At 65.0% G+C, this 15726-nt stretch carries 18 protein-coding genes; 3 read left to right on the forward strand and 15 right to left on the reverse strand.

The annotated features are described in order from the left end of the window. Positions 1-4 precede the first annotated feature (4 nt). From rpiB to SIL87_RS17010, 12 genes are all read right to left on the reverse strand, one after another. Positions 5-454, reverse strand: coding sequence for a ribose 5-phosphate isomerase B (gene rpiB, locus SIL87_RS16955; protein WP_319615320.1), 450 nt, complete (start codon positions 452-454; stop codon positions 5-7). Then, a complete protein-coding gene (locus tag SIL87_RS16960; protein ID WP_319615321.1) occupies positions 423-1982 on the reverse strand; it encodes a hypothetical protein in 1560 nt (519 codons plus the stop codon). Before SIL87_RS16960 ends, rpiB begins: the two co-directional genes overlap by 32 nt. Next, a complete protein-coding gene (locus tag SIL87_RS16965) occupies positions 1979-2338 on the reverse strand; it encodes a hypothetical protein (RefSeq protein WP_319615322.1) in 360 nt (119 codons plus the stop codon). The genes SIL87_RS16960 and SIL87_RS16965 overlap by 4 nt, the downstream gene beginning before the upstream one ends. A gap of 17 nt (positions 2339-2355) precedes the next feature. Continuing rightward, entirely contained in the window at positions 2356-3162 is an 807-nt protein-coding gene (locus SIL87_RS16970; protein ID WP_319615323.1) for a VWA domain-containing protein, read from the reverse strand. Next, positions 3159-3656, reverse strand: coding sequence for a VWA domain-containing protein (locus tag SIL87_RS16975; protein ID WP_319615324.1), 498 nt, complete (start codon positions 3654-3656; stop codon positions 3159-3161). Before SIL87_RS16975 ends, SIL87_RS16970 begins: the two co-directional genes overlap by 4 nt. Positions 3657-3672: 16 nt before the next feature. Then, on the reverse strand, positions 3673-3939 hold the full coding sequence (locus SIL87_RS16980) for an AAA family ATPase (protein ID WP_319615325.1): 267 nt from the start codon (positions 3937-3939) through the stop codon (positions 3673-3675). Between the two features lie 341 nt (positions 3940-4280). Then, the gene (gene pqqE / locus SIL87_RS16985; protein WP_319615326.1) at positions 4281-5363 is read right to left on the reverse strand and encodes a pyrroloquinoline quinone biosynthesis protein PqqE; all 1083 of its coding nucleotides are present in this window, start codon (positions 5361-5363) and stop codon (positions 4281-4283) included. Beyond that, positions 5360-5635: a pyrroloquinoline quinone biosynthesis peptide chaperone PqqD gene (pqqD, locus tag SIL87_RS16990; protein ID WP_319615328.1), complete on the reverse strand. Its 276-nt coding sequence runs from the start codon at positions 5633-5635 to the stop codon at positions 5360-5362. Before pqqD ends, pqqE begins: the two co-directional genes overlap by 4 nt. Further along, entirely contained in the window at positions 5632-6372 is a 741-nt protein-coding gene (gene pqqC, locus SIL87_RS16995) for a pyrroloquinoline-quinone synthase PqqC (protein ID WP_319615330.1), read from the reverse strand. Before pqqC ends, pqqD begins: the two co-directional genes overlap by 4 nt. Beyond that, complete coding sequence (gene pqqB, locus SIL87_RS17000) at positions 6369-7292, reverse strand: pyrroloquinoline quinone biosynthesis protein PqqB (protein ID WP_319615331.1); 924 nt, start codon at positions 7290-7292, stop codon at positions 6369-6371. The genes pqqC and pqqB overlap by 4 nt, the downstream gene beginning before the upstream one ends. 58 nt (positions 7293-7350) lie before the next feature. After that, positions 7351-7527 (reverse strand): pyrroloquinoline quinone precursor peptide PqqA, encoded by a 177-nt coding sequence (gene pqqA, locus SIL87_RS17005; RefSeq protein ID WP_319615332.1) that lies wholly within the window; start codon positions 7525-7527, stop codon positions 7351-7353. A gap of 74 nt (positions 7528-7601) precedes the next feature. Then, on the reverse strand, positions 7602-7817 hold the full coding sequence (locus tag SIL87_RS17010) for a hypothetical protein (protein WP_319615333.1): 216 nt from the start codon (positions 7815-7817) through the stop codon (positions 7602-7604). Between the two features lie 158 nt (positions 7818-7975). On the opposite strand from SIL87_RS17010, the gene SIL87_RS17015 reads away from it, so the two are divergent. The 3 genes from SIL87_RS17015 (at position 7976) to SIL87_RS17025 (ending at position 11368) form a co-directional block, all read left to right on the forward strand. After that, positions 7976-9625, forward strand: coding sequence for a pyrroloquinoline quinone-dependent dehydrogenase (locus SIL87_RS17015; RefSeq protein ID WP_319615334.1), 1650 nt, complete (start codon positions 7976-7978; stop codon positions 9623-9625). Between the two features lie 200 nt (positions 9626-9825). Beyond that, positions 9826-10911 (forward strand): c-type cytochrome, encoded by a 1086-nt coding sequence (locus SIL87_RS17020; protein ID WP_319615335.1) that lies wholly within the window; start codon positions 9826-9828, stop codon positions 10909-10911. Between the two features lie 64 nt (positions 10912-10975). Beyond that, on the forward strand, positions 10976-11368 hold the full coding sequence (locus tag SIL87_RS17025) for an energy transducer TonB family protein (protein WP_319615337.1): 393 nt from the start codon (positions 10976-10978) through the stop codon (positions 11366-11368). On the opposite strand, the gene SIL87_RS17030 is transcribed toward SIL87_RS17025, so the two are convergent. The 3 genes from SIL87_RS17030 to SIL87_RS17040 form a co-directional block, all read right to left on the reverse strand. After that, entirely contained in the window at positions 11369-13027 is a 1659-nt protein-coding gene (locus SIL87_RS17030) for an NADPH-dependent assimilatory sulfite reductase hemoprotein subunit (protein WP_319615338.1), read from the reverse strand. Positions 13028-13293: 266 nt separating this feature from the next. Continuing rightward, the gene (locus tag SIL87_RS17035; protein ID WP_319615339.1) at positions 13294-13974 is read right to left on the reverse strand and encodes a phosphoadenylyl-sulfate reductase; all 681 of its coding nucleotides are present in this window, start codon (positions 13972-13974) and stop codon (positions 13294-13296) included. Continuing rightward, a complete protein-coding gene (locus SIL87_RS17040) occupies positions 13974-15722 on the reverse strand; it encodes a diflavin oxidoreductase (RefSeq protein WP_319615340.1) in 1749 nt (582 codons plus the stop codon). Before SIL87_RS17040 ends, SIL87_RS17035 begins: the two co-directional genes overlap by 1 nt. Positions 15723-15726 lie beyond the last annotated feature (4 nt).

The following is a 15726-nucleotide window of genomic DNA, read 5'->3' on the forward strand; positions in this document are numbered from 1 at the left end:
GTTCCTATGCCTTGGGTGCAGGAGTCAGTTTCGCGACGCGCAGATCATGGCGGCCGCCTTCGTAATCCGTGGTCAGAAACGCCCGCAATGCATCGAGCGCCAGGGTCTCGCCGGTAATCCGCGCCCCGAGGGCCAGCATGTTGGCATTGTTGTGCGAACGCGACAGCCGCGCCTCGGTCGCATCATGCGCCTGCGCACACCGCACCCCGGCATGCCGGTTCGCCGCAATCGCCATGCCGATACCCGAACCGCACACCAGCAAACCAAGCTGGGCCTCGCCCCCCTCGATCCGCGCGCTCACCGCATGCGCAATATCGGGATAATCGACGCTCGCCGCCGAATTGGTTCCACAATCGATCACCGACCAGCCGGCATCGCGCGCGGCCTGGGCCAGAGTGTCCTTCAGGGCAAAGCCGGCATGATCAGCGCCGACGACCAGTGTTTTCGTGCTCATCCCCGCGCTTTAGCACGCCACCCCCACACGCGAAACCTGCCCGTGCGACGGGAGGACATGATGAAGACGACGAGACGGACGGGCGGCAGGCTAAGGGATCCACCCGATCTGACGGGCAAGGGCTTCGGCATGTGTTTGTGAAAGTCGGTTGGATCCGCCCAGTCCGTATAGCTCGTGCTCGATCTGCGCTATGACAGCCGTCATGCCAGGGTCGGCGGGAGCCGTCCGATTTAACCATTGGCGCAAGGTTGCCGATGGCGGGACGCCGGGGGGAGGAGAGCAGAAGATCGCGGGCTTGCATCGCCGTGGAGGCCTTGCGCAGCCGTGCCCGGGCGCGAGCAACCAGCATCAATCGCCATGCCGCGCGGACTCCAAACCAGCCGGTCACGAGGCTGAGCAGGATAACGGCGGCGACCATGACCGCAATCCCGATTTCCCGTTTCATCGGGTCACCCACGCGAAGCGATCGGGGTTGCAGAAATATTGTGCGGGGAACCCCATCCAGCGGGTCGAAGTAGTCGATCCGAAGCCGTGGGTAGATGAGGTGCCCTGCCCGCACCGCTTTGAACGGCAGATCGATCTGCCAGACATCCGCGAGGGAGCCATCGCCTGATGTCGCCCGGCTGATCAATGGAGGACCGAAACGCAGGCCGGGAGATATCGGAGGGGGATCGAACACCGCGGCCACCATCGGCCGGGTCAGGCCGACACCGCCCAGCCGAACCGCCAACAGGCCGGTGCCCCCGATATCAAGCCGATGCGATGCGGCCAGGATGGTGGCGGTGGGCGCGCCGATCAAACTCTCCGCCGGCATGAAAGCCGGCACGGCGCGGACATTGACCTGCACCGACGGCGGTGCCGGCCAGATTTCGATGGGACCCGCGTGTCGTGCGGTAAGCCGGCCGAACCGCACCGTCAGGCGGCCGGACTTCAGCGGCAGGATGGTCCAGGCGAAATGCCGAACGTTGATGAGCGGCCCGGTCTGTTTGCCCTGGGCGATGTGGATCGGCCGTAATTCGGCATTCGTGCTGTGTGGAGTGACAGAATCCCAGGTAAGATCGCCCGCATAGGCGACCTCCATCGTCAGATATACGGCTTGGCCCCGATAGGGATGCGGCGGGTCGAGCCGCGTGGTGACGGTCATGCCGGATTGGCCGGGCGCATGGGCGGCGATGGTCAGGTCGCGCGGCGGACAGATCATGCCTCCCGCGCGTACCGCCGGCAGAGCGAGAATGCCCGCGCGCATCGGGTAGAGGGTGATCTCGGCGCTCTCACGAGCACGACCTTGTGCGTCGGTCCACCGGGATTCGCTCTGGTAGGCGATATGCCAATCGGGAGCGAGCTGTGAGGGCATGATCTCAGGTAGAGGCGACCCCGCGCCGTCACGGCGCAAATGCCAGGTTACCGCTTGGCCTAGCCAGCGATGCGGCGCATCGATCACGCAGCGCAGGCCTGGATTGGCGTGTGCGCTCGGCGCTGCCATCAATCCTATCGCGGTCGGCAGGAGACAGATGAATTTCCGGGTCATCGGCTTTGCCCAAGCACATTTGCCGCATCGCGATTATCCGCGCGCAGCAGGCTGGCGATGACCGGGATTCTCTGGTCATGCAACAGCGCGATCTTCCGCAGCGCAGCGGCGATATAGTTACCAAGCCGGTAGAGGCTGTCGCCCTCGCCCATGCGCGCCGCCCAGCCCGGCCCGATCGCGTAGAGGGACGCGGCGCGCCGGTCGTCATGTGCCAACCAGCTCTGCCATGCGCGGCGCAGATCAGATCGCGCGCCCGCCTTCGCCTGCGTGGGCAGGAACACCACGAGGGCAAGGACAAGCAACTTCGCAACATGCCCGGCCTTGTTCAGCCGACGGGGCCAAGCGAGCACCGCCATCAGGATCAGCGCCGGGATCAGCGGCCAGGTGAACAGATCGTACCAGGACGATTGCGCATCGACCGGTGGCCTGTTGGATTTGAGGCGGGCGATGCCGTTTCGATAGAGCGCCGTCCAGCCGTCCTGCCCCGTGACCAGCCTGCCGCCGGTCTGCCGCGCCAGAAGGCGCAGGGGGCTGTGCCGGCGATCAGCAGGATCGCATCGGATCGGCCCGGCATGCGCCGAAGCGCGTGGCGCGCCAGATAGAGCGCCCCGGCCAAACCGGAATCCCGGGGGATGGCGGCGGCGACATCTGGCCGCCACGTCGTCAGCGCGAGGTCGGGTCCGACGTGATCGAGATAATAATCAAACAGGGCCGGATCATCAGTCGGTGGCACTATTTCTCCGCTGGCCCGGCCATAGACCACAAGGCCGAGCCGCTCGCCTCGCAGGAGTTGCTGCAAGGTCAGCAGGTCACTGCGCGCCTCGACGGCCAACGGTGCCGGGCTCCGCCTGAGATACATGCCGGCGGACGTATCGAGCACCACCATGATGTTCACCGCGTGCACGCTCTGCATCACGCCGTGCAGCGATTGCACCAGCCGCTCGCGCGGACCCGCCATAGCTGTGGCGAGCAGAAGCCAGACCAGCACTTCCGCGATCGAGCGTGGCCATCTTTGCCGCAGTGGCCGGGCAATGACCGCCCAGGGCCGCAGCGCCTTATCTGCATAGTCATCCGCTCCTGCGATCAGCCGCCGCGCGCGGACCATTCGCCAGGCTGGAACCAGCAGACATCCAGCGCCGAACAGAAAGGCCCAAGGATGCGCCCAGTGCAGCGAGGTCATCGGCTTCGATCCGCCTGCCAGATGCCGCCGAGCAGCCATAGCAGCGCAGCAACCACAAGGGGCCCTGAGTAGAGTGCGGTGGCCAGCCGATGTCGCCCGCCGGGTGGACGCAGACGTGGAACGATGGTGCCGATGGTGCGGATCGCCGCCCGTTCGGCGCCCGTGCTGGCGGCGTAGAAGAACCGGCCCCCGGTATCGCTGGCGATCAACCGCATGTCCGGTTGCTCCCCCTCATAGGATGAAACTTTATACGGCCGGCCTTTGGCAGGATCGCCGCCGACCTGCACGCTGAAGATTTTTACCCCCAGATGCCGCGCGATCGCGACCGCCTGTGCCGGACTGACCTGCCCGGCATTGCTGGTGCCGTTATCGGAATACAGGATCAGCACCGGCTTCAGCCCGGATCTCGGAGTAATCTGCCGCAATGCCAGCCCGATCGCATCGCCGAGCGCGGTATTGTCCCCGAGCACGCCGATCCGGGCACGCTCGACCATGCGGCTTGCGGTCAGGTTATCGAATGTCGGTTCCGGTCAAGTCACCCGGCAATAGGTCAGGCGTGAACTGGATGCGCTGGAAACTCGCGTGCACCGCGGCGGCAAGCGTTTTCACCGCCGTGGTCTTCGCCAGACCCGGTAAGCCCTCAACGAGCAGATGTCCGCCTGTCAATAACGCGAGCGTCAGCCGGTCGAGCAGGGCGTGCTGCCCGACGATGGTTTGGCCAAGCTGGGCACGCAAAATCGCGATAGCGGGCTGATGGACGAAAGCTGTGGCGGTCATGCAGGGGCACTACAGCAAATCCGCGCATTCAACACCATCTTTGAACCTGCTGGTGCTGCCCGCACGGCCTGACGGGTATCAGTTTCCCTCAGAGTCCATCCGGGATCAATTTGTTTCTGACAGAGCTTTCGCACCATCAGCTGCTTGCATGGTTTGATGCAGTGCATGGCCGCCATCGGGGGCGATATCTGACGGCCCGTCACGGGGGCCCGCGCGAGCAGGACGAACAGATTGGATGTTGCCTTCCTCTTGACACCCTCACGTTTTCGTCTCCACGACGAAACGAACCTCGCCAGATGGGTGTAGCGGCTTGTGAAGGCCACGGCGGCGGCTGTCGCGCTTTACGAGATCATCCGGTAGGCGAAATTATCGGAGGCTGCCGCGCTTTCGGCAACGGCGAGGTCGGCCATCATCGCGTGGTCGGGTGACAGGCCGCAGGCGGGATCGGTGGCCGCGGCGTTGCCGGTGAGTGCGAGGGCCTGGCAGCGGCAGCCGCCCCAGTCGATCTCGGCGCGGGCGCAGCCCCGGCACGGCGGGGCCATCCAGTCGGTACCGCGATAGGCCCTGAAGCCGGGCGAATCGGCCCAGATCGCGCCGACGCTGCGCTCGGTGACCCGTTCGAACGGAAGATCGAGTGTTTCGGCGGCATGGCATGGCAGCATTTTGCCGCTGGGTGTGATGTTGAAAAATTGCCGTGCCCACCCGCCCATGCAGGCCTTCGGGCGGGAGGCATAATAGTCCGGAACGACATAATCGATCACCAATTGGCCCGCGAGGCGGCGGCGCGCGTCCTCGACGATGCGGGTTGCCTCGTCGAGCTGGGTGCGGGTCGGGATCAGGGCGGCGCGGTTTTTCAGGGCCCATCCGTAATACTGGACGTGCGCCACCTCGATCCGCTGGGCACCGCTTGCGATGGCGAGGTCGAGCATGGCGGGGAGCTGATCGAGGTTCTGGCGGTGCACAACGGCGTTGATGGTCAGGGCAAGGCCTGCCTCGCGCACGAGGCGGGCCGCGGCCAGCTTTTTCTCGTGGGCTCGATCGAGGCCGGCAATGCGATCGGCCATGTCCGGCTCGGCGCCCTGGAAGCTGATCTGGACATGATCGAGCCCGGCTTCGGCGAGGGCGGTCATGCGCCGTTGGTCGAGCAGGACCGCCGAGGTGATCAGGTTGGTGTAGAGGCCCTCGGTACGGGCGTGGCGAATCAGGTCGGGGAGGTCCTGGCGCACCATCGGTTCGCCGCCCGAGAAATGGGCCTGCAGGATGCCGATGCCGGCGGCCTCGGAGATCACGCGCTGCCAGGTTGCGGTGTCGAGTTCGTCGCGGGCGCGGTCGAGCCCGAGCGGGTTGGAGCAGTAGGGGCATTTCAGCGGGCAGCGATGGGTGAGTTCCATCAGCATCGCCAGCGGCGGGGGCAACATTGTCATGAGGCGATCATGCCTTTCGTGGCCAGATCGTCGAGCATTTCGAGGCAGTCGGCCAGCACGGCCTCGATCGGCGCCTGATAGCGGGCGGCGAGGCGGTCCGCGATGGTTGTGATGTCGGTGGTGCCGTCGCAGGCTTCGAGAATGGCGACGGCGATGGGGTCCGGCATGACGACGCGTTCGGGGGCGAGCAGGACGTGGCAGTTCCGGGCCGTATCGAACCGGAACCGGACATGCCGGGCGAGGCGGGGGATGCTGGCTGGGGTGAGGTTCATGACCAGGTGTCGCGATAGCCGAAGGCACCGGGCGGGATCATGCCCGGCATGACATAGGCATGATGCAGCGCGTCGAGCTGGGCCCAGAGCACATCGCATTTGAAGCCGAGTGCGGCGATCACGGCCTGTTGCTGATCGGGGGTCCGGGCGTGACGCTTGACGTAGTCGAGCGCGAAATCGGCATCGCGCGGGGCCTGATCGAGCCTCGCGTTGAAATAGGACAGGGTCTCCTTCGTGATGAAGTTGTAGTTGGCGAGCATGCCGGCGACGCGTTCGGAGATGATGGTGGGAGAGAACATCTCGGTCAGGGATGAGGCGACCGCTTCGAGCAAAGGGCGGTCACGCACGAAATCGACATAGGCCTGCACCGCGAAACGGGTGGCGGGAAGGGCGCGGGTGCGGCTGGTGACCATGTCGCGGTCAAGGCCGAGACCTTCGGTGAGGGCGAGCCAGCGGACGATGCCACCTTCGCCGGGGGCGGTGCCGTCGTGGTCGATGAGGCGCTGGCGCCAGAGGCGGCGAAGATCGGGGTCGTCGGTGCGGGCGATCAGGGTGGCGTCCTTGATCGGGATGGCGGCCTGATAGCAATAGCGGTTGAGCGCCCAGGCCTGAACCTGACGCCGGTTCAGCGCGCCACCGTGGAGCAATTGATGGAAGGGATGGCGGTTGTGGTAGCGCGCTGCACCAACGCTGCGAAGCTCGGCTTCCAATTCATCGGCGCTCATCAGAACGGTCATAGGGTCAGTTCCAGTCCGTCATGGGCGACGATCCACCCGGCGTGCGTGGCTGCGGCGCGTTCGGGCGAATCATCGAGGATCATCGGGTTGCTGTTGTTGATGTGGACGAAAACTTTCTGCCCGATCGCGGCATTGGCGAAGGCTTCGAGCGTGCCGCCGGCCCCCCCGACGCTGATGTGACCCATGCGGGTGCCGGTTTTGGGCAGGAGCCCGGCATCGATCATTTCGTTATCATGCCAGAGTGTGCCGTCGAACAGCAGGAGCGGGGCCCCGTGGAGCCGGGCGGCGAGTTCGGGCGGGACCGCGGCGCAGGCGGGGATGTAGTAAAAGAATGCGCCGTCGGGACCGGTGATTTTCAGGCCCAGCGTGTCGCCTTCGGTCGAACCGAGATCGGGGCGGTCCGTATTTTCGGCGTAGAGGGCGATTTTGCCGGGGACCGCGAAGGGTTCCACCGTGAGCGCGAGGTCATGGCCCGCCGCATCGAGCAGGCGGGTTGCCGTGTCGATCTCGATGCGGCGCTGCGGGACGGTGGTGGGGGCGAGGACGCGGAAGATCGCGCTTTCGGCCAGACGGTCGAGGGTGCGCTGACCGGCGTAGAGGGCGAAGGGCTGGCCCTCGCGCAGATTGAGCAGACCGGCGGTGAAATCGACGTCGGCACCGGTCAGGACCACGGCGGCGATCGGACTGTCACGCTGACCGGTGCGGGGGTGGAGTGCCGGGGTTCCGAGGATCTGCTGGCGCAGGTCCGGCGAAGCGTTGAAGATGACATAGTCTTGCCCGTTGGCGGTCACCGCGAGAGCCGCCTGGGTGCGGGGTTTGGCATGCGGGTCGCCCGCCCGGGCACGGGTGCAATTGGCGCAGGCGCAGTTCCATTGCGGAAAGCCGCCACCGGCGGCAGCACCCAGGATGATCAGTTTCATGGTCGGCGGAGCGTGCCGGACCCGGCGGTAGCGACCGCGCCCGGCACTGGTCAGTCGTTCAATCGATATCGGCGCAGGCGTAGCAGTTGATTTCGGTTCCCACGGCGATTTCGACGAGTTTCGGTTTGGTCCACATGGTTGTTTCTCCTCGATATTCATCAATGGCGGTGTTGCCCGCCTTAGTCTCCGCGAATGCGAAGATACGCAACCATAAAGCGAGTCCCGGCGAATGCAAGCGCAATCATTTGTCTGGAGGCGGATGTTAAATTACGAGATCGTAACAGTATAAGCGTGCGAAGGTGAGTTCGGTCAGGAGGTGATTTTCAGGTGTTTTCGTCGTGGGGGCCAGGATCGGTTGCCGGGACCGAAATGGACGCCGTGGTAGTTGGCATCGGGGATACGGATATCGGCGGGGTCGAGGGGGATCGGCCAGATGATGCGTTTGGGTTTGGGGTTGCGGCGCTGCCCCCCGAGGTCAAGCGCTGCCCGGCAGATTTCAGCCGACGCGATCGCCACGAACTGCACGCTCTGATCGCAAAGATGATGGCCTGATAAAAAACTGCTTGCATCACGCGCGCGTTATGATAGCGTTACCATCGTTCCGAACGCTGGCCCGCGTGGTGGGCCGATCGCGGTCATCAAAAAAAGGGGAAACGGGAACGATGCCGAACATAAGGTCGATTTTGCATAAACGCAGTCTCGTCAACGGGCTGGCGGGCATGGCGCTTGCCGCCGGTATGGCGAGTGTCGCCCATGCCGGGGCGATGGCGAGCGCCACGACACCCTCGATCAATGACTACGTCGCGACCCAGGGCGATCACGCCAACTGGATCCTGCCGGCCAAGAATTACGACAACGACCGGTATGTCGATCTAAGCGCGATCACACCGTCCAATGTCGGCCAGCTCAAGCCGGCCTGGACCTTCAAGATCGATGATAACGGTCCGATCGAGGCCACGCCGATCATCTGGCACGGGATCGCCTACATCACGTCCGCGCACGATCATGTCTATGCGATCGACGTCAAGACCGGGAAGCTGAAATGGCAGTTCTCGGACGATCCGCATGTCATTTCGTTCGCAGCCAATCGCGGAGTCGCGCTGCTCGACGGCAAGGTTTACCTTGCCACGCTCGATGGCAAGCTGATCGCCCTCGATGCCGAGACCGGCAAGGTGGTATTCAGCAAATTGCTGGTCAGCGATCCGTCGAACTCGTTCTATACCATGGCGCCGATGCCCTATAAAGACCCAAGGACCGGTAAGGCCGTTCTCATTCTCGGCGTGTCGGATGGCGATTGGGGCGGAATCGGCAACATCGCCGCCTATGATCCGAAAAACGGCAACGAGCTCTGGCAGTGGGACGCGGTGCCCAAGCCCGGCCAGCCCGGCCACAAGACGTGGAGCGGCGACAGCTGGAAACGCGGCGGCGGCGCGATCTGGACCATGATGGCGATCGATCCCAAGACCGACATGCTCTATGCCAATACCGGCAACCCGCAGCCCGATTTCAACGGGCCGGTGCGCAAGGGATCGAACCTCTATACCGATTCTCTGGTGGCGCTGAATATCTCGGGCGCCAAGCCCAGGCTGGTCTGGTATCACCAGTTCATCGCTCACGACACCCACGACTGGGACCCGGTGATGCCGCCGGTGCTGTTCAACGGCAAGGTCGGCGGAAAAACGATGCCGCTGGTCGCGGATGGCGACAAGGCCGGTAATTTCTGGCTGTTGAATTCGCACACCGGCGCGCTGGTCAATCATCTGGCCGTGAGCATGCAGTACAACCAGAAATCCGAACCCTCGCTCAAAGGCAACATCGCCTGTCCGAACACCAATGGCGGGGTGGAGTATAACGGCGGAACCTACGATCCGCAGACCAACATGATCTATCTGCCCAGCAGCAACGAATGCGGCTTCTGGCGGGCGACGAAATCGGTGGTCTATATTGCCGGTCAGTTCTACCTCGGCGGTGCGTTTCCGAAATTCGTCGGGCCGAATACCGGGCAGCTGAATGCCATCGATGTCGATACCGGGGTGTTTGCCTGGCGCCATCCGGAAAAACTGCCGATGGCGGGGGGTGCGCTCGCAACCGCCAGCGGCCTCGTGTTCACCGGTCTCGAAAACGGCGACTTCGCGGCGTTCGATGCGAAGAGCGGCAAGCAATTATGGTCGTATGATACCGGTTCGCCGATCATCGCGCCGCCGGTCGCCTTCACCGAAGGGGGGACCGAATACGTCGCTGTGGCATCCGGGCCGGCGGGTAACCAGCAACTTCCCAACATGCCCAAGGACAATAAGGGCACGATGCTCACGATGTTCGCTCTCACGAAGTGAGTGCTCGGATCTTAACGCGGGTGGGGGTGGCGGCGCTGGTGGCCGTCGGGGCTTCGACGCTGGGCGCTCCGGCAGTCGGGGCCCCGGCGGCCAAGGTGTCGGCGGCCAAGGTCTCAGCGGCCAGTGTTTCCAGGACCGGTGTTTCCAGGACCGGTGTTTCCAGGACCGGAGTTTCGGCCCCATCCGAACACGATGAAGCGATGGCGGTTCTGCATGATATCAGGGCCGCCATCGCCGCCGTGCTGGCGGCCGAAAACGGCACGTCCAGCGGGCCGGCCGATTACATCACGGCGGCACATTCGGCGGTTGATGCGCTCGTGGGACGCAACGACCCGGCTTTCGACGCGCGCAGCCCCGATCCCGGGGATGCGCGCGGGGCTTTGGGACAGTTAAACGATCTGCTCGATCATGAAGCCACCCCCCCATTCGTTCCGGCCCTGCACGGTGTGCAGATCAACCTGCTCGCGGCGGTGGCGTCGCTGCAGGATGCGCTCAAGGCGCGCAGCCTCGACGGGTTCCAGGAAAACGCCTCCGATGCGCTGGAAAACCTCGAAATCGCCCAGGGGCGCTCGAGCCAGTACGATGTGCTCGGCGGAATTGCCGGCGCGATCGCCAATACCCGCCTCGGTGTGCCCGATGACGCGCGCATAGCCGATGGCTGCGCCGCACCGCATCGCCCCGGCTTTGGTGTGAGCCACGGCTGGCTGGCGTGGAGGGCGGTGAAGCGCGGCCACACGCCGGTCGCGACCGGCGGTTATGCTTCTGTCAAAATGGAGAACGATATGATGATCCTCTACACGACGGCGGCGCCGATGGTGCAGCAGCATTGCACACGCCATGCCGACGCCAAGGCGGCAGCGGCTCCCGCACTGATAAAGGCTGCGGTACCGGCAGCCACGACCCCGCTCTACACCACGGCCCAGGCCGCGCGGGGCAAGGCGGTGTACGCCGCCAATTGCGCCAGCTGCCACGGCACCAACCTTCAGGGCGTGGCGGCACCGGCGATCGCCGGTTCGGCCTTCCTGAAGACCGCCACGACCAATAAATATACCGTCTCGATCCTCGACACGATCGTGACCCAGAACATGCCGTTCAACAATCCGGCCTCGCTCAAGCCGGGCCAATATGCCGACGTCATGGCCTATCTGCTTGCCTCCAATTGTTATCCGGCCGGGAAGATGGCCTTCCCCTCCGATCCGAAACCTGGATTCGGGACCGCGATCGTCGGGGTCCAGGCCCATCCGGCGGGAACGCCCGATGCCAAAGGCGTCTGTCCGGTCAAATAAGGGGGGTTTGCCAGATCGGGCGCGGGCATCTACCTCTGATCTCTCACAGCGCCGGAGCCGCAAGATGAAGTATCTGCTGATCTGCCTTGCCGTCGCGCCGATGCTCGGCGGCAGTTGCGCCTGGGCCGGGCAGGATGATTTCATCCCGCCCTCCACGTTTCCGCCGCTGCCGGATGCCACCGTGATGGCGATGAACCAGACGGCGGCGAAAATGTTGAAGCAGCCGGGGGTTGCGCGGGTCGGGTTCTACGAATTCGTCGTCGATGCCGCCGGCAAGCTGACCAAGATCGGGATTGCCCGCTCCGCCGGCGATGTGATCGACGATGACAAGGCGATCGCGGCGATCGAGGCGACCCATTTCGATCCGGCGGCGCAGGGCAAGCAGGTGTTCCGCCTGCTGCCGATCCGGTTTACTGCGCAGGAAGGCTTCTACATCCCGCCCGCCGGGCAGCGCTGATCAAACGATCCCGGCCCGCCTGATGTAATCGCCGAAGCCTTCGCCCGGTCTCCGCTGCTGCGCGTACCGGGTGAACAACGGGCGCAGTGCTGCCAGGATTTCGGCCTCGTCAGCGTTTTCGCGGTAGATCGTGTTCAACCGCGATCCGTCCGCAGCACCGCCGAGCAGCAGATTGTACCGGCCCGGATTGCGCCCGACCAACCCGATCTCGGCGAGATAGGGCCGGGCGCAGCCATTGGGGCAACCGGTCATGCGCACCGTGATCCGCTGATCGGACAGGTTGTTTTCGTTCAGCAATCCATCGATCGCGGTGATCAGATGCGGCAGATACCGCTCGCTCTCGGCCAAAGCGAGACCGCAGGTCGGCAGGGCGACGCAGGCCATTGCGCCCTCGCGCAGCACCGACACATGCTGCACCACGCCATGCTCGGCCAGAATTCGCTCGATCGCGGCCCGCTCGGCATCGCTCGCGCGCGCGATGATGATGTTCTGGTTGGCGGTCATGATGATCGCGCCACGATCGATGAAATCGGGCATCGAATTGATCGCGACCAGGGCCGATTTCAGCCGCCACGCCCCGACGTCCGCGATCCGCCCGTTCTCGATGAACAGCGTCAGATGATGCAGCCCCTCATGATCGGTCAGCCAGCCGAGCGCATCGCCGTTGCCGGTGAATTCGAACGGCCGCGCCGGCGCCAGCGGTGTGGCCAGCCGGGCGTTTACCTCGCGCTTGAACCAGTCCAGCCCGTGCGTGTCGATCGTGTATTTCAGCCGCGCGTGCTTGCGGTTGGTGCGGTCGCCGTAATCGCGCTGCACCGTGACCACCGCCTCGGCCACCGGAATCAGATCCGCCGCCGCGCAATAGCCGATCACATCACCCACCCGCGGATACGTCGCGGGCTCGCCGTGCGACGCGCCCATGCCGCCACCCGTCACCACATTGTAGCCGACGATCGCCTCGCCCTCGACGATCGCGATGAACGACAGATCATGCGCGAACACATCGACATCGTTCGACGGCGGCACCGCCACGGTCATCTTGAACTTGCGGGGCAGATAGGTTGGCCCATAAATTGGCTCGGCCTCCGGCTCGCCGCCCAGCACCCGCTCGTCACCAATGAAAATCTCGCGCCACGCCCCCGTGCGCGGCAGGAAATGCGCGGATAACTGCCGCGCCGCCTCCACCGCCTCGCCATGCGCGCGCGACAAATACGGGTTCGCCGCCGCCATCACGTTGCGATTAACGTCGCCGCACGCCGCAATCGTATCGAGCAAAGCCGCATCCATCGCGCGCATCGCCTCGCGCACGTTGCTCTTGATCACGCCATGAAATTGAATCGTCTGCCGCGTGGTGAGCCGCACCGTGGCATTGCCGCGCTCGGTCGCCAGACGGTCCATCGCCAGATACTGCCGTGGCGTCAGAACCCCGCCGGGAACCCGCAAACGCGCCATGAACATATACGCCAGATCCAGCTTCCGCTTGGCACGCTCCGGCCGCAAATCACGGTCGTCCTGCACATAGACGCCATGGAACTTGATGAGCTGGCCATCGTCCTCGCCCAACCCGCCGAACGCCTGCACATCCAGCTCATCCGCCAGAGTGCCACGTAGAAAATCACTCCGCGCCTTGATCGTTTCATTGCGCGCTAAATCAGCCATCGTGCGTCCTTTCGCGATATGTGCCGAAGGGTGGGGCTTCGCCCCACGCCCCACCAGGGGCTCCGCCCCTGGACCCCGCTGGGGCCTTAGGCCCCAGACCCCGCTAGTTTCAGATGAGAGGGGGCATCAATTCCGTTGCCTTTCAAAGGGCGTGGTAAGCCCCCTCTCATCTGAAACTAATGAGGTCCAGGAACTAAGTTCCTGGCGGGGGTCCAGGGGGCAGAGCCCCCTGGTCGGGGTCCGGGGCGGAGCCCCGCCTTGCCGGCTCATGCCGCGACCGGCCGTGTGAGGAAGATGCCGCATTCGATTTTGCCGGTACCGCTCCAGCGTCCGGCGCGTGGTGGTTCGCCGGGCTGGATGCGGCGGGTGCAGGTATGGCAGCCGATCGAGGCGAAGCCATCGGCCTGAAGCGGGTGGTGGGGCAGGTTGCGGCTGGTGAAGTAGGTTTCGATATCGGTCTGGGTCCAGGCGCGCAGCGGGTTGACGATGATGCGGCCATCGGGGCCGGTTTCGGTGGCTTGCAGGGTGGCGCGGCTGTCGGACTGGGTGTGTTTGCGCCCGCTGATCCAGGCTTCGAACGGCAGCAGCGCGTCGTCGAGCGGCATGGTTTTGCGCAGGGTGCAGCATAAATCGGGGTCGCGGGCGAACAGGGTGCCGTTAGGGTCGAAGCTGGCGAGGTGGGCGGGGTCGGGGCGGATGGTCCGCACGTCCGACAGGCGCAGCCGGGTGATCAGGGCGTTGCGATAGGCGATGGTATCGGGGAAGAGTTTGCCGGTATCGAGAAAGATGACCGGCAGGGTGCGGTCGATCCGCGCGACCAGGTCGAGCAGCGCGGCGGATTCGGTGCCAAAGGATGAGACCAGGGCGATGCGGCCAGGGTGGGCCGCGATGCTGGTGCGCAGCAGATCGAGCGCTTCGGCTTCCGGTTTTGTCAGGGTTTCAAGCATCAGTAGACGTCCTTTTTGTAGCGACCGGCGGCGATCAGCGCATCGAGTTCGTGCTGGCCGCGATCGGCATCGTCCTTGCCGAGAATGCGGACGAGGGTGGCATCGACGTCGCGGGCCATCGCCTTGGCGTCGCCGCAGAGGTAGAGCGTGGCCCCCTGGTCGAGCTGGGCGCGCAGGTGGTGGCGCTGGTTCCAGAGCACGTGCTGGACGTATCGTTTTTCGGGCTGGTCGCGCGAAAAGGCGAGGTCGAGCCGGCCGAGCACGCCGGATTTCAGCCAATCCTGGATGTCGAGCTGGTAGAGGAAATCGTGCAGGAAGTGACGGTGGCCGAAGATGAGCCAGGATTTGCCGGCGATGCCGAGGGCTTCGCGCTCCTGCAGAAAGGCGCGGTAGGGCGCGATGCCGGTGCCGGCGCCGATCATCACGATCGGGGTTTCGGCACTTTCGGGCAGGCGGAAATGCGGATTGGCCTTGACGTGGACATTGACGCTGCCGCCGGTTTTGCGGCGTTCCGCGATCATGCCGGAGGCGACGCCGAGCCGGGCGCGGCCTTGGCTTTCGTAGGCCACTTTGGCGATCGCGAGATGGGCGGCCTCGCCGACCAGCCGTTGCGATGAGGCGATCGAGTAATAGCGGGGCGGCAGCTTGCGCAGCAGGGTGGTGAGTTCCGCGGTGGTCAGGGTGTGGGGGTAGGTTTCGAACAGGTCGATCGGCTGGCGCCCGGCGATGAAGCGGCCGCGTGCCTCTGCATCGGCCGCGAGGGTGGCGAGGTTCGTATCGCCGGTGAGGGCGGCGTAATCTTGGATCAATTTGCCGCTGAGCGTGGTGATGTCGCGTTCGCGGGTGAGCGCGCTATGGGCGGCGCTGTCATCGAACAGGCCGGTGGCGCGCAGCACCGCGCCGACCAGGGCGGGGTCGTTTTCGGGCGCGATGCCCAGGGTATCACCGGGTTGGTAGGCGATGCCCGAGCCGGTCAGGTCGAGTTCGAGATGCAGGGTTTCCGAGGACGAACGCGACGAGGTGATGGCGTGCAGGGCTGCGATTTCGGCGACGAAGGGGGCGGTCTTGCCGACCGGTTCGGCTTCGGCGCGGTGGAAATCGACATGGATGACCGAGCCGGCATCGGCGGCGGGGGTCAGTTTTTCGAGCAGGGACGCGATGAAGCCGGCGGCCGGGGTTTCGTAATCGAGGTCGCAATCGAGCCGTTCGGCGATGCGGACGCCGCCGAGCGCTTCGAACCGTGCGTCGATCTGTTTGCCGGTTTCGCAGAACTGCGCGTAGGAGGAATCACCCAGCGCGAGCACCGCGAAATTCACGCCATCGAGCGTCGGTGCGCCCTCGGCCATCAGGGCGCGCATGAAGGGGGCGGCGCGTTGCGGCGGCTCGCCTTCGCCCCAGGTGGAGGCGATGACAAGCAGGTTGACGGTGTCTTTCAGCGTGGCGAGGTCGGCATCCGCCATGTCGAGCAGGCGGGGGGCGAAGCCGCGCTTCTGGGCATCGCGCCTGGCGGCACCGGCGAGGGCTTCGGCGTTGCCGGATTCGGTGCCGTACAGGATGGTGAGCTTGGTTTTGACCGCCGGCGCCGCTGCGGGCGGCGCCACTTCGCTGTTGGCGGCATCGATCCCGGCGAGAAACCCGGTCAGCCACGCACGCTGCACGGCTGAGGCGCGCCCGATCACCTGATCGAGGGCACTGATGTCCTCGGGCGCGAACGGGGCGGTGCGGGGCAGAGCGGTGGTTCGGGTCATCGGG

It is taken from the genome of Acidiphilium acidophilum, assembly GCF_033842475.1.
In the GTDB taxonomy this organism is placed as follows: Bacteria; Pseudomonadota; Alphaproteobacteria; order Acetobacterales; family Acetobacteraceae; genus Acidiphilium; species Acidiphilium acidophilum.